Source organism: Paenibacillus sp. FSL K6-2859 (assembly GCF_038008265.1).
Taxonomy (GTDB): domain Bacteria; phylum Bacillota; class Bacilli; order Paenibacillales; family Paenibacillaceae; genus Paenibacillus_AQ; species Paenibacillus_AQ nitricinens.
The window spans coordinates 1,214,771-1,228,257 of record NZ_JBBOYU010000001.1 but is presented as its reverse complement, the minus strand read 5'-3'; the positions used below and the strand labels follow the sequence as shown (position 1 = coordinate 1,228,257).

General features: G+C 44.4%; 13 protein-coding genes. 8 read left to right on the top strand and 5 right to left on the bottom strand.

Features of this window, described 5'->3' with window-relative positions:
* Position 1 precedes the first annotated feature (1 nt).
* Positions 2-955, bottom strand: a complete 954-nt coding sequence (locus MHB64_RS05365) for an AraC family transcriptional regulator (protein ID WP_094872500.1) — start codon at positions 953-955, stop codon at positions 2-4.
* A 394-nt stretch (positions 956-1,349) separates the two neighbouring features.
* Here MHB64_RS05365 and MHB64_RS05360 point away from each other — a divergent pair, with 394 nt between their 5' ends.
* From MHB64_RS05360 to MHB64_RS05340, 5 genes are all read left to right on the top strand, one after another.
* On the top strand, positions 1,350-2,354 hold the full coding sequence (locus MHB64_RS05360; RefSeq protein WP_076284001.1) for a LacI family DNA-binding transcriptional regulator: 1,005 nt from the start codon (positions 1,350-1,352) through the stop codon (positions 2,352-2,354).
* A 154-nt stretch (positions 2,355-2,508) separates the two neighbouring features.
* On the top strand, positions 2,509-3,768 hold the full coding sequence (locus MHB64_RS05355; protein WP_094872497.1) for an ABC transporter substrate-binding protein: 1,260 nt from the start codon (positions 2,509-2,511) through the stop codon (positions 3,766-3,768).
* A gap of 82 nt (positions 3,769-3,850) precedes the next feature.
* Positions 3,851-4,717 carry a carbohydrate ABC transporter permease gene (locus MHB64_RS05350; protein WP_036680400.1) on the top strand — a complete coding sequence of 289 codons (867 nt, stop codon included), beginning with the start codon at positions 3,851-3,853 and terminating at the stop codon, positions 4,715-4,717.
* Positions 4,714-5,535, top strand: a complete 822-nt coding sequence (locus MHB64_RS05345) for a carbohydrate ABC transporter permease (protein ID WP_179281684.1) — start codon at positions 4,714-4,716, stop codon at positions 5,533-5,535. Before MHB64_RS05350 ends, MHB64_RS05345 begins: the two co-directional genes overlap by 4 nt.
* A gap of 37 nt (positions 5,536-5,572) precedes the next feature.
* On the top strand, positions 5,573-7,261 hold the full coding sequence (locus MHB64_RS05340) for a glycoside hydrolase family 13 protein (protein ID WP_341133883.1): 1,689 nt from the start codon (positions 5,573-5,575) through the stop codon (positions 7,259-7,261).
* Between the two features lie 110 nt (positions 7,262-7,371).
* Here MHB64_RS05340 and MHB64_RS05335 read toward each other — a convergent pair whose 3' ends face one another.
* The 4 genes from MHB64_RS05335 to MHB64_RS05320 all read right to left on the bottom strand — a co-directional run bounded on the left by MHB64_RS05335 (position 7,372) and on the right by MHB64_RS05320 (position 10,340).
* Complete coding sequence (locus tag MHB64_RS05335) at positions 7,372-7,917, bottom strand: GNAT family N-acetyltransferase (RefSeq protein ID WP_094872494.1); 546 nt, start codon at positions 7,915-7,917, stop codon at positions 7,372-7,374.
* A 25-nt stretch (positions 7,918-7,942) separates the two neighbouring features.
* Positions 7,943-8,293 carry a cupin domain-containing protein gene (locus MHB64_RS05330; RefSeq protein ID WP_280788914.1) on the bottom strand — a complete coding sequence of 117 codons (351 nt, stop codon included), beginning with the start codon at positions 8,291-8,293 and terminating at the stop codon, positions 7,943-7,945.
* A gap of 1 nt (position 8,294) precedes the next feature.
* A complete protein-coding gene (locus MHB64_RS05325) occupies positions 8,295-8,792 on the bottom strand; it encodes an NAD(+) diphosphatase (RefSeq protein ID WP_341133882.1) in 498 nt (165 codons plus the stop codon).
* Between the two features lie 72 nt (positions 8,793-8,864).
* The gene (locus MHB64_RS05320; protein WP_341133881.1) at positions 8,865-10,340 is read right to left on the bottom strand and encodes an amidase family protein; all 1,476 of its coding nucleotides are present in this window, start codon (positions 10,338-10,340) and stop codon (positions 8,865-8,867) included.
* 203 nt (positions 10,341-10,543) lie between these two features.
* On the opposite strand from MHB64_RS05320, the gene MHB64_RS05315 reads away from it, so the two are divergent.
* The 3 genes from MHB64_RS05315 to MHB64_RS05305 are packed head-to-tail and all read left to right on the top strand — an operon-like array spanning position 10,544 to position 13,468.
* Entirely contained in the window at positions 10,544-11,389 is an 846-nt protein-coding gene (locus tag MHB64_RS05315; protein WP_280788911.1) for an STM4015 family protein, read from the top strand.
* Positions 11,325-12,686: an STM4014 family protein gene (locus MHB64_RS05310; protein ID WP_341133880.1), complete on the top strand. Its 1,362-nt coding sequence runs from the start codon at positions 11,325-11,327 to the stop codon at positions 12,684-12,686. Before MHB64_RS05315 ends, MHB64_RS05310 begins: the two co-directional genes overlap by 65 nt.
* Positions 12,686-13,468 carry an STM4013/SEN3800 family hydrolase gene (locus MHB64_RS05305; protein ID WP_280788909.1) on the top strand — a complete coding sequence of 261 codons (783 nt, stop codon included), beginning with the start codon at positions 12,686-12,688 and terminating at the stop codon, positions 13,466-13,468. The genes MHB64_RS05310 and MHB64_RS05305 overlap by 1 nt, the downstream gene beginning before the upstream one ends.
* Positions 13,469-13,487: the final 19 nt, after the last annotated feature.

Here is a 13,487-nt window from a genome sequence, read left to right as displayed (position 1 = left end):
CTTAACCTCCACTTGTTCCTGTTTTGATATCTCTATCATACAAAGCCCGGGGGCGTCTTTCTTCCTGCATTCTTGCTGTATTATTCCCGAATATTGTCTTATGGTATTTTAGGGGTGATATCCCCGTAGCATCCTTGAAAAAATGATGGAATGTCTTCACGCTGCCAAACCCGGCAGCTTCCGCCACCGCAGACATCGGCAAATCTTCATTGATTAAGATCCATTTGGCTTTGTTAAGGCGATATTCGTTTAAGAAAGCTATAAAGGTCATACCAGTATTCTTCTTGAACAGCTTGGTAAAATAATACGGACTAAAGCCCATATAGCTAGCTACCTCATTCAGCGTAATGGCTTCCTGGTAATGCTGCTCTACATAGATAAAAATCCGCTCTAATCTTTCCAGTGTTTCTCTAGACTGGTTCAGCGTATCTTCCGAGAACTTAGGCTGTTTATTGAGTGTACTCTTCGGCACTTCCCGTAAAATAACGGTCAATAGTTCAAACAATCTTGCTTTGATTAAGTAAGCGTACCCATCTCTTCGCTGCACGTCTTCCTCATAAATACTCTCAATCAGCCCTTTGATCTTCACGGCGGTTGCCTCGGGCCATTTTGAACTTGAATGCTCCATAAGCGTAAAAACCTCACGAAGCGAATAATCATTTCCACTCAAGGCTGCGACTTCCTGAAACAGGTTAAGATCGAATTGAATGACTACCCGTTCGCTTTCAGGTGAGGCCAGAAAATAATGGACATCCCCACCGTTGATAAATTGAACCTCACCTTGCTCCATGTGAATAGGGGTATCATTTATTCCCAGATTTAGACTTCCTTTAGTTACATATATAATTTCAATTTCTTTATGCCAATGCGGATAGCACAGTGTATCTCCTCCACATAGTAAACTTCTAAAAGGAAAATGCTTATCCACATCTGGAATTTCGAGATAAATATTCATAAGCGCAGCTCCTTATCCGGTTAAACACTAAACCAAACGATGAACATGTCAATCCGATTTCACGTAAGCGTTTACTGTCTAAATGTTAGACCTCTACTATTCTTTTGTCAATTCTGGGTCTCTGTATTCTTAATATCCTACTCCAGCTACATTTCTCCCTCTTACACACCACTTTAACAGAGATTTTCTGGTAATTTAATCGGTTTCATACTATTAAAAAATAATTACCTTTCATGGTTCTTATCCCTCACATATTTTTTAAGTGGAGTTGACAAGCATACCTGCCAGGATTTATATTCAGGGTAAGCGTTTACGTAAATCTTTTCAAGGAATTTGATTTTCAAAGCGTAAACGTTTAATCTAAGGCTAACCGTAATCTAAGGAGCACGTATGAATGAACCCAACCATTAAAGATGTTGCACAAAAAGCGAACGTTTCCATTGCAACAGTCTCTCGCGTGCTAAACAATTTAAGTGGGTACTCCGACAAGACGAAACAAAAGGTAAATGAAGCTATCAAAGAACTCGGGTATCAACCTAACGCAATTGCTCGTGGCCTAATCAATAAGCGTACCCAGACCATTGGTGTAATGTTCCCAAGTGTTTCTGGAGCGTTCTCCTCTGATCTGCTTAAAGGCATTGAGGAATTGGCCAATGACCGCAATTACAGTGTAATGGTCTGTAATACCGACCAGGATGGTAAACGAACATTAAAGTACTTACAACTCTTAAGGGAGAAGCAGGTTGATGGCATTATTTACTCTAGTGAGGTCTTGAAGAAAGAGTATTACGATGTGCTAGAAACCATGAAGATCCCAGTTGTGTTGGTTTCCTCCCAAACGGAATTTGCCAGTGTACCTTACGTTAAAGTAGACGATTACCAGGCTGCTTATGATGCCACCCTCTACTTAATTTCCAAAGGTCACAGCAAAATTGCCATGATCAGCGGAAATCCAAGCGATGCTATCGCTGGTGCACCCAGAGCTGAGGGATATCGTAAAGCGCTTGAAGCAAGTGGAATTCCTTTCGACAGCCGCTATCTCACCTTTGGAGACTTTCTGTATGAAAGCGGGAGCATTGCAATGGAAGCTCTCCTGGAGCAAGCCCCTGATGTCACTGCCGTCTTTGCCGCTAGTGATGAAATGGCGATTGGTGCTCTTTCCACGGTCATCAAATATGGTTTAAGTGTTCCCGACGATATATCCATTATGGGTTATGACGATCTTGGAATGGCGAAAATGATTATTCCTCCGTTAACTACAGTGCGTCAACCACTGTACGATATTGGTAAGATCGCCGTGGAGAAGCTTATTCAGATGATTGAAACAGGCGAGACTGTGGATAGCAAAATTGTCGATCACTTAATCGTGGAAAGACAAACGGTAAGATCACTTACCTGAGTCTTTTTACCCCTTTTACGTAAACGTTTACTCTCTCTATTGTAATGCATATCTGCCGCCGATAAGTAGCAGAATATCAATTAGTTTTCATTTACGTACATGTTTAATCTCTTACATGTTCATAATACCAACAAATTATTAGGAGGATTTAATCATGAAAAAAACAATCAAACCCGTAGTGGTTAGCGTACTGGCAATGTCCGTACTTAGTGCCTGTGGTAGCAATGCGGCTGACAACAGCGCAAATAGTGGTGGAAATGCCTCCTCCGGTGACAAGGTAAAAGTCGAGTTTTTCCAAAATAAAACCGAAGCCAAAGCCACCTTCGACAAGCTGGTTGCGAAATTCAATGAAGCCAATCCAAATATTGTTGTCACACAGGTTAACCCGCCAGATGCTGAAACGGTATTGAAAACTCGTGCAGCGAAGAAAGATATTCCTGACGTGGTAGGGATTGGAGCAACTGACACCTACAAGACGTTATCTGGCAGCGGTCTTTTTGAAGATTTCACAGGCGATCCACTCGCTGAGAATATCCAGCCAGCATATCTTCAAATGCTGAAAGACTTGACGGGTTCGGACGAACTGAATGGTCTTCCATTCTCTTCAAACGCAAGTGGTGTCATTTACAATAAAGCGATGTTTGCTGAAGCCGGTGTTACTGTTCCAACTACTTGGGATGAGTTCATGGCTGTCGCTCAAAAGTTCAAGGACAGCGGTAAAAATGCTTTTTACCTGACACTGAAGGATTCATGGACAACACTTACGCCGTTCAACTCCCTCTCCACGATCATTAAAGGGAATGATTTCTTCAAGGAGCGTGCGGCAGGCACTGTAACCTTCGCAGACAGCTTTAACGAGGTTGCTGAAAAGCTGCTTAAGCTGACGGAATACGGACAAAAAGATATCTTTGGTAAAGGTTACAATGACGGAAACACAGCATTCGCTAAAGGTGAATCCGCAATGTACCTGCAAGGCGTATGGGCGATCCCAGAAATCGTGAAAGCCAATCCATCCATTGAACTTGGCGTATTCCCATTCCCAGCGACAAATGATGCTGCCGATAACAAAGTCATTTCTGGCGTAGATACGTTGCTGACGATTTCCAAGAACACTAAACATAAAGAAGAAGCAAAGAAATTCGTAGACTTCCTGCTTCAACCTGAGAATGTTAGCCTATACATCAATGAGCAAAAAGCATTCCCAGCTGTACAAGGTGTAACACAAGATGATCCAACGATGGATGGCTTCAAAGAAGCGTTTACCGCTGGCAACTTGGCTGACTTTGCTGACCACTACATCCCAAGTGCGATGAAAGTGGATACCATCAACCAATCCTTCTTGCAAAAGAAAGACATTAAAGCTTACCTAGAACAGCTTGATAAGGAATGGGATAAAGTAGCTAACCGGAAATAAACTGATCAGACAAACATGAACCGCGAAAGAGAACGGGGCTTCCCCTCTTCTCTTTCGCTTTTACAATGAGGAGGATTACATGATGGCCAAACGCCGAGTCGCCTTTTATCTGATGACTATACCGGCATTACTTCTTTTCTTTGCCTTCCATACCTTTCCTGCAATCCAGGGTATATATTATTCGTTCACGAACTGGGACGGCTTTAGTGACAGCTTTGATTACGTAGGATTTAAGAACTTCATTAACATTTTTCAAGATGAAAATGTGTTGAATTCATATGTGTTCACTTTTAAATATGCCATTCTAACCACTATTCTTATCAATATCATCAGCTTGTTGATTGCGCTTGGACTTAACGCCAAAATTAAAGCTAAAAACTTTTTCCGTGGCGTATATTTCTTGCCGAATATCCTCAGCGTATTGATTGTTGGTTTTATTTTTAACTACTTGTTCGCTAATGTATTCCCTATTTGGGGTGCGAAACTCGGCAGCGAATTCCTATCACAGAACATTCTCGGTAACTCCGACTGGGCTTGGATCGGTATCGTCATTGTAGCCGTTTGGCAGGGGATTGCTTATAACACGATTCTCTATCTGGCGGGTCTTCAAACCATTCCTCATGATCTTTACGAAGCTTCCAATCTGGACGGCGCTAGCCGCTGGAGAGAATTCTGGAGCATTACGTTTCCAATGCTTGCTTCCTTCTTCACCATCAATATGGTGCTCGCGATGAAGGGCGGTCTAATGGTATTCGACCAAATCGTTGCCTTGACAGGCGGGGGTCCGGGTCGTTCAACGCAATCCATTGCCCACTTAATCTACACCGGCGGCTTCCAAGGCGGAGAATTTGCCTATCAATCGGCGAACGCCGTGATTTATTTTATCGTGATTGTCGTTATCTCCGCCCTTCAGCTTAAATTTCTGCAGAAACGGGAGATGGACTTATGATCAAAAAATCAACCAACTGGCCTGTAACGATTCTTATCGCCCTAGGCTCAATACTGATCCTGTTTCCGCTGTACATGACCATTGCCATCGCACTCAAGAATCCCGAGGAAATGGCTCAATCTATCTTCTCGCTGCCAACTGGCCTGCATTTTGAGAACTTCTCCAATGCCATTAAGGCAACGAATTTCTTCAATGCCTTAGGAAATAGTACCATAATTACCATTACAACAGTCGTGTTCATATTACTTACCAACTCCATGGTAGCCTATGCTATTGCACGTAATATGAAGCGAAGATTTTTCAAAGTGCTTTACTTCTATTTTATTAGCGCAATGTTTATTCCTTTCCAAATTATCATGCTGCCTGTAGTCAAAGTGACTACGGACCTGCACATGAACAACATTGTGGGAATTATTATTCTTTACGTTGTTTATGGTCTGGCCTTTAACGTATTTGTATACACCGGTTATATCCGTTCCATTCCGTACGAACTGGAAGAAGCGGCCACAGTAGACGGTGCATCGACATTCGGAACATTCTGGAAGATTATTTTCCCACTCCTTGCTCCTGTCAGTGCAACGATCGGTATCCTGTCTTGTCTATCGACTTGGAATGACTTTATGCTACCGCTGGTTCTGCTCGGCGATCAGGATTCTTACACGCTACCGCTGGTACAATATGTGTTCCAGGGGCAGTTCAGTACAGATTTCAACTTAGCATTTGCTTCATATCTGCTCGCATTAACCCCGATGCTCATCGTCTACTTGTTCGCACAAAAATGGATTATCAGCGGACTAACATCAGGGTCCATTAAATAAAACAGCTAGATCTATACAGAGATAGGAGATTATAACCTTGGAAAAGAAATGGTGGAAAGAAAGCGTAGTGTATCAAATCTACCCCCGCAGCTTTAAAGACAGCAACGGGGATGGCATTGGTGATCTGCAAGGAATTATTTCGAAACTCGATTATTTAAATCATCTTGGTGTTGACGTGGTATGGCTGTGCCCAGTATACCAGTCGCCTAATGACGATAACGGTTATGATATCAGTAATTATCAAAGTATTATGGATGACTTCGGAACACTCTCCGATTGGGAAGAACTGCTAGCTGGACTTCACAGCCGTGGCATGAAGCTGATTATGGATCTCGTGGTTAACCATTCCTCAGATGAACATGCCTGGTTCGTGGAATCCCGTAAATCACAGGATAATCCTTATCGTGATTATTATATCTGGCGTCCTGGTAAAGATGGACAGCCGCCGAACGACTGGGGCTCCTTCTTCAGTGGGTCGGCTTGGGAATACGATGAGAAGTCGGAAGAATATTATCTCCATCTCTTCTCTAGAAAACAACCGGACCTTAATTGGGAGAACCCAAAACTCCGCCAGGAAATCTACGATATGATGACCTGGTGGCTGGATAAAGGAATTGACGGATTCCGCATGGACGTGATCAACCTGATTTCCAAAGTACCGGAATTGCCTAGCGTTGCTGGGGAAAATAACGCGGACCAGCCTACGTACCATTTCGGAGGAGACTATTTCGTTAACGGTCCACGCGTACATGAATATATGCAGGAAATGAATCGTGAGGTGCTATCCAAGTACGATATCATGACCGTAGGCGAAGCTGTTAATGTCACTCCAGAAGAAGCTTCACTGTATGTTTCCGAGGATCGTAACGAGCTGAACATGGTATTCCATTTTGAGCTTATGGACGTCGATTCCGGGCCTGGAGGCAAATGGAATGTACAGCCTTGGAAGCTGGCGGACATCAAGTCCATTATTTCCAAGTGGCAAGTCGCACTGGATGGTAAGGGTTGGAACAGCTTGTATATGAACAACCACGATCAGCCGCGTATGTTATCCCGCTTTGGGGACGATAAGCTGTTCCCGAAAGAGTCTGGCAAAATGTTAGCAACTCTGCTTCACACGCTCCAAGGTACACCTTATATCTATCAAGGTGAAGAAATCGGGATGACGAATGTACAGTTCGCTTCCATCGACGACTACAAAGATATTGAAATTCTAAATATGTATAAGGAATACTTAGCTGCTGGACACTCGGAAGAAAAAATCATGAATTCGATTTACATCAAAGGCCGGGACAATGGCCGTACACCGATGCAATGGAACTCCGAGCCACAAGCAGGATTCACCACCGGCACTCCGTGGCTGACTGTGAACCCTAACTACAAGGACATTAATGTGGAGAATGCGCTGGCTGATCCTGATTCTATTTTTTACTACTATAAGAAGCTAATTGAGCTGCGTAAGCAGCATGAGATTATCGTATACGGAAGTTATACCATCTTGGCTGAAGAGAATGAGCAGGTCTATGCTTATCTGCGTACTCTTGGAGAAGAGCAGTTGCTGGTTGTACTGAATTTCTTTGGAGATTCTACAGTATTCGAGCTTCCTTCTACTGTGAAATTCCAAGCGAAGGAATTGCTCATTGCCAACTACGAAGTAAATGCAGAAGAAGAAATAAACACGATTCAGCTTCGTCCTTATGAAGCTCGTGTATATAAGCTTAAATAATAAAATCCATCCGATCTGTCAGCAAAGATCAATGGTAAAACTACAAAAAGGAGCCTCTCGGCTCCCTTTTTCTTATCTATTCGCTTGTAAAACTTTCCACCTTATGTAGATTAGCCTTCTGTGTTAATAATTCCATAATGAATAAGGTCATCATATTTATTTTCTTTATAGATATGCTGCATGAGTATGCCTTCCTTCACCATTCCACATTTCTGCATCACTCGCCCAGAGGCGGGATTTGAAGCAAAGTGTATTGCAAAGACTTTATGATAATGCTTTTCTGAAAAAGCAAACGCAATGACCGCTTTTGTTGCTTCAGTCGCGTACCCTTTCCCCCAATATTCCTCACCGATCCAATATCCAACTTCACCATTTCTGTGTGCTTGCTTATTTGTCAGTCCTATAGCTCCATAAAGCTCGTGTGTATTTTTATCCGTAATGGCAAACTCATAGGATTTATTATCGTTAAAATGATCTTCATGCGTTTCAATCCAGGATACTGCACAATCAATAGGATATGGATAAGGAAGAGTCAACGTGCTTTTGTAGATATTATAATTATTGCAGAGGTCAGAGACACGTTTTGCATCAGATAATTCAAAAGGTCTCAAAATCAATCTTTCGGTCGTCATTGTTCTTTTCTCTTGATTGAACATTGTTTTCCCTCCGCTCTAGTATCTCTCACACCAACGGCATCGCCAAACTTATCTTCTCAGCTTCTATCACTATCGCTGTTAGTCCTGTCTCCGTGCGTGTCTCATGCCACTCGCCCTTGTCCCAATACACGGCAGAGCCCGCACTAACTGGAATTTCTGCTTCTTCCCCAGCTCTGACCCAGCCTTCTCCGCTAACGACCAGAAACAGCTGTGGAATCGGAGCCTGATGCCAGCCAATAAGTCCATTCACGCCCAAGTGCATACAACCAACATGTGGAGAAACCGCCTCTGTTAGTATTCTCGACATATATAGCTGCTGGCTGCCGAATGCATCAATAGACTTACCGACTTCTTCTGAAAAACTAAATACTCGCATTTTAGACGGATCCTCCTACCGCTACTGGATTCACCTGTACCTGCCCTGCATTCAATTTCTCAATAATCGCCAATAGGAAGGTTTCAGCTAGACTGCTTTTTTTAATGGCTTCCGCGGCCTCTTCCAAAGCAAACCACTCTGCATGATCCACCTCAGCACTCATCTGACTTAAATCCTCCGAATCTGCAACACCTATAAAATTCAGCATCAGCGTATTAGAAGGCGCGAAATACAAACTGCGCATATATTCATAGGCTATAATATCAAGACCTACCTCTTCTTTTACCTCACGAATAAGTGTCGTCTCTGCATCTTCACCTTTATTCACGTATCCTGCAAGCAATATATAATCTGGTCGGTTATACTGCTGGATTAATAGAATCTTATTCATCTCTCGGTTTAATACTGCTGTACTGATCGCTGTGCTAAAAATAGGGAATCGGAACATTTCGCATGTTTTACAATAAGGTACCTGCCCTTCCCCATCGTTTTCTTTCATTACTAACGCAGTTCCGCACTCTAGGCAATATTTCAAGCTGATCTCTTCCTTCTATAATAAAGTAGTCAATACCTATTCCAGTTGAGGTGGAATACGATGCTGTGTAGCTTGTTCAAATCCGTAGGCTATGGATAGGAGCGTAGGCTCACTATAGGCTTTTCCAGAAAAAACTACACCAAAAGGGCCTCTAGTAGGATCACCGTCGGCATCAATAATGCCATGAGCAACAAATCCAGCTGGAACGGCAACTAACGGATAGCCCAAACGTGCGGCAATATACATCCCATCTACATCACCAGGCAGCAATAACGCATCCAAACTATATTGTTCCAACACGTAGTCTATTCCTTGCTCAAGCGCTAATTTCCTGTATTCTTGTTTCTTTTGCTGGTATTCCTCTTCAGTCAATGTTATTTCTTCTGACCTAGTTAATGTGTCTTGCCCATATTGTAATGCGATTTCAGCATGGCTTTCATTGTATGCTATCAATTCTTGCAAAGAGTGAATCGGAACAGAATCATCTACTTGGGATAAGTAGGCATTAAGCCCCTTTTTAAATTCATAACAGATCACATCATTATTCCAGTTTTGTTGTTCAACGTAAAGCGTAACTGGATCTATAATTGTAGCGCCTTCGTTCTTCAAAGTCTGGATCGCTGCTTCCATCAACGAAAGTCGCTCTGCATCTAAATGCTTGTAATAATGCCGTGGGATGCCTATTCTTGCTTTCCGTATAAAGCTTTTATCTAAATATGGAGTATAGTCCGTAAAAGCATGCTTCTCACTTAAAAATGTTGCTTCATCCTTGTCATCTACGCCCGTTAATGCCCCCAAAATAATCGCTGCATCCGTCACCGTTCTTGTTATAGGCCCAGGGGTGTCTTGGCTAATCGAAATCGGAATCACTCCAGCACGACTGACTAATCCGGCCGTTGGTTTGATCCCGACGAGCGCATGTTGGCTGGCTGGCCCAACAATCGATCCCGCGGTTTCTGTTCCGATCGATGCTGCTGCCAAATTCGCCGCAATCGCTGCCGCAGGTCCAGAACTAGATCCGCTGACAAATACGTTCCCAGGTCCATATGGATTCAGCACAAGCCCTCCACGTGAGCTATATCCAGCTGGCATTGAACTGGACATAAAATTAGACCACTCCGACATATTCGCCTTTCCAAGTAAAACAGCCCCTGCCGACCGAAGCTTCGCAGCTACGAAGGAATCTTGTGCCGCAAATGATCCTGCTAAAGCTACGGAGCCAGCACTCGTATGCATCTTATCCGCTGTATCTATATTATCCTTCAACAATATAGGAATACCGTGTAGACTTCCCCGGCTTCCTTGTTCCTTACGTTCAACATCCAGTGCTCTGGCAATCTCTATAGCCTCAGGATTGATTTCTAAGATTGCGTTTATGTCTATATCGTACTTATGAATCCGTTCCAAATATACTGCTACCAAATCCTCTGAGCTGACTACTCCTTCTTCCATAGCCGCTTGCAGCTTTTCAATATCCGCTTCTATTATCCATTCCTGAAGTTTGATCTTCATTAGAGCAGCTCCTTCAAGTATAATCGCCTTCGGCGTCCTTATATTTCAAAATAATGTAACTCTCCCTAGCATAAACCTACCATACATTCTTAGGTCAATGACATGACCAATTTGACTATAATTATTTAAACCTGTTATTTGACTCCCTTGGCTACAGATGATAGGGTATTTTCGAAGTTAAATTTTTCCGGGAGGGAATGCCCATGACGGAAGTAAAGCTCAGTATCGGATACGACGAATTCGAAGAAGGCCAAAGAATTGGCACAGAAATTGAGAAGCTTAGCAGCAGCCCTGAAAGTTCTTCGTTGACAAGTCTAATCATCGGTGATTGGGGGCAAGCCTACGAGAATAGTTCAGAAGAGGTTGTAGAGGCACTCGTTACGCATAGTGCTAGTTTCCCTGCTTTGCGTAAGCTTTTCATAGGCGAGATGGGGTATGAAGAATGTGAGATTTCTTGGATTACCCAAAGCGATCTTTCGCCACTGTTACCCGCTTTTCCAGAGCTACAATCACTCACGATTCAAGGTGGGAACGAGCTGAGCCTGGCAGAACTCAAACACGACAAGCTAGAAGAACTGATTATTATCAGTGGGGGCTTAAGTAAAGCCGTTCTTGAACATATTGCAACTAGCCAATTACCGAATTTACGCAAGCTGGAGCTATATCTGGGTGTAGACAATTACGGATTTGACGGCAACCTCGCAGATCTTCTCCCTCTTATAGAAGTAGGGAAGTTCCCTAAGCTTACTTATCTAGGATTAAAAAATAGCCAAATCCAAGATGAGATCGCAGGTGCATTAGCAAATGCTCCTATTCTGGATCAACTGGATACGCTCGATCTTTCGCTCGGTACCCTAAGCGACGAAGGGGCTGAATTGCTTCTAGCCAGCGACAGAATCAAAAAATTAAAAGCATTAAACCTAAGCCATCATTATATGTCTGACGAGATGATTAACCGCTGGAAACAGAGTGGATTGCCTGTTGATGTCAGCGACAAGCAGGAAAGCGACGATGAGGAAGACTGGCGTTATCCTTCCATCACAGAGTGAGCCTCTCATGAGGCCGATGATCATTATCGGTATTCCCGGTGATAAACGGACTAGCGGCATCCAGCAAGCGCGTTCCGATCTCGGAATGCCCCCTGCCCTTATTTTATCGTACACTGAGTTTCTGCAAGGTAGATCATTAGGTGATCTTATGGAAGAGCAGAAGAAGCAGATATCCAGTCAGCCCTCCATTTATAACGGAATAGATCTTAGTACAGCTCCCCCGCTGCTGAGACTGGAATCACCTGGAAGCAGCTTTGAGGTAGAACGAGCCTTAATCGCTCTAGGTGCACCAGATTCGGATGATATGGACGATTCGCTTCATCCCTACGCCGATAGACCTGACCCGCGACCACTCCGTGTGAAGGTGGCTCGTCAATTGAAGGAAAGGCAGGGGGTTCTGCATCATCCATCCCAATGGTTCCGCGGCTACTGCCGAATGCTGGCTAGACTACAACGTGAGGCGACAATCGCATATCCAGGTTCGCTATGGTTAAATGATCCTGCTGACATTGCCGCCATGACCGATAAACGCCAGACACAACAGATTCTAAGTGAGGCAGGAATTCCAGTCCCTCGCCCAGTAGGCGAGGATCAACAGCCTACGGATTATACCTCTCTCCGGGAGATGATGTTATCCCGGCGAATGCACCGGGTATTCATTAAGCTGGCCTTCGGCTCTGCGGCTTCTGGGGTGGTCGCCTATCAAATCCATCCCGTGACCGGTGCCGAAATCGCCTTAACAACTGTGGGGGTCGAGAATTACATCACTCGACCACCCATTTACTATAATTCCGGTAAACTGCGACGGTACACAGATACTGTCACGATCTCGGGAATTATGAACTGGATCTACCAGCACGGTGGTTATGCTGAGCAATGGATCCCTAAAGCGGGGCTTAAGGGAAAAGCATTTGATATTCGCCAGCTAGTCGTTCTCCGCGAGGCCTGCCACGCGGTTGCTCGGGTCAGTCCTACTCCGATTACGAATCTGCATTTACGCAACCAGCGGATGTCTCTTTCGGAAGCTGGTCTGTCTGAATCCGTACAGGAGCAGGTGCGGAATACCGCCCTGCAAGCACTGGCTGCTTTTCCCCGTTCCGGGGTAGCCGGAATAGATGTACTGGTATCCGGGGGTTCTCAGCAGTGTTTTGTCGCTGATGTCAATCCATTTGGCGATTTGCTCTACGATGTGAAATACCGCGGATGCAGCACCTACGAATGGGAAATGAAGGTATTGTCGGCTAGAGACTATATCACGCCTCCCTCCACACCGCTTATAAAGGAAGGTTTATCTTAATGGATATGAACACCATCGTCGGCACGCATGATATTCTTATGATCACACTCGATACGCTTCGTTATGATGCTGCTGTAATGGAAGAAGCGAACTGTCCCAACTTGTGCGGGACCGGATCATGGGAGAGAAGACATACCCCAGGCAGCTTTACTTATGCGGCTCATCACGCCTTCTTCGGCGGCTTCTTGCCTACGCCGGCCACAACGGATAAGAGCGAGCATATCCGCATGTTCCATTCCAGAAATACCGGGATGAAGACACATCCCCATACCTGGCTATTCGATACACCGGATATTGTGTCTGGGCTTGCTGCTGAGGGCTATCGCACAGTATGTATAGGGGGCGTTATTTTTTTCACCAAAAAAAATCCACTCGCTCGTGTGTTACCAAGTTATTTCCAGCAAAGCTACTGGCGGATGACGTTCGGGGTCACCAATCCGCGTTCCACAGAGCATCAGGTGAATCATGCCTTGAAGCTGTTGAAGGATACTCCGGGCCAACAAAGATTGTTCATGTTCCTTAATGTCTCTGCCATCCACGGGCCAAACCACTATTTTATACCTGGTGCTAAAAAAGACTCCGTAGACAGCCAGCGCGCCGCACTACGATATGTGGATGGTGAACTGGGCCGATTATTCGACGCTTTCCGGGAACGCGGTAATCCTACCTTCTGTTTGGCGTTTTCCGATCATGGGACCGCCTTTGGCGAGGATGGCTATCAGGGGCATCGCCTAGCTCACGAAACCGTATGGAATATCCCCTACCGCGAATTTATTCTATAACAAGGAAAAGGAAAGGATG

What these genes read in the sequence shown, in the direction of transcription:
- MHB64_RS05305 (WP_280788909.1), top strand. Translation starts at nt 12,686, where the DNA reads ATGGATATGAACACCATCGTCGGCACGCATGATATTCTTATGATCACA.
- MHB64_RS05330 (WP_280788914.1), bottom strand. Translation starts at nt 8,293, where the DNA reads ATGCGAGTATTTAGTTTTTCAGAAGAAGTCGGTAAGTCTATTGATGCA.
- MHB64_RS05350 (WP_036680400.1), top strand. Translation starts at nt 3,851, where the DNA reads ATGGCCAAACGCCGAGTCGCCTTTTATCTGATGACTATACCGGCATTA.
- MHB64_RS05320 (WP_341133881.1), bottom strand. Translation starts at nt 10,340, where the DNA reads ATGAAGATCAAACTTCAGGAATGGATAATAGAAGCGGATATTGAAAAG.
- MHB64_RS05345 (WP_179281684.1), top strand. Translation starts at nt 4,714, where the DNA reads ATGATCAAAAAATCAACCAACTGGCCTGTAACGATTCTTATCGCCCTA.
- MHB64_RS05355 (WP_094872497.1), top strand. Translation starts at nt 2,509, where the DNA reads ATGAAAAAAACAATCAAACCCGTAGTGGTTAGCGTACTGGCAATGTCC.
- MHB64_RS05315 (WP_280788911.1), top strand. Translation starts at nt 10,544, where the DNA reads ATGACGGAAGTAAAGCTCAGTATCGGATACGACGAATTCGAAGAAGGC.
- MHB64_RS05365 (WP_094872500.1), bottom strand. Translation starts at nt 955, where the DNA reads ATGAATATTTATCTCGAAATTCCAGATGTGGATAAGCATTTTCCTTTT.
- MHB64_RS05335 (WP_094872494.1), bottom strand. Translation starts at nt 7,917, where the DNA reads ATGTTCAATCAAGAGAAAAGAACAATGACGACCGAAAGATTGATTTTG.
- MHB64_RS05360 (WP_076284001.1), top strand. Translation starts at nt 1,350, where the DNA reads ATGAACCCAACCATTAAAGATGTTGCACAAAAAGCGAACGTTTCCATT.
- MHB64_RS05310 (WP_341133880.1), top strand. Translation starts at nt 11,325, where the DNA reads ATGTCAGCGACAAGCAGGAAAGCGACGATGAGGAAGACTGGCGTTATC.
- MHB64_RS05325 (WP_341133882.1), bottom strand. Translation starts at nt 8,792, where the DNA reads ATGAAAGAAAACGATGGGGAAGGGCAGGTACCTTATTGTAAAACATGC.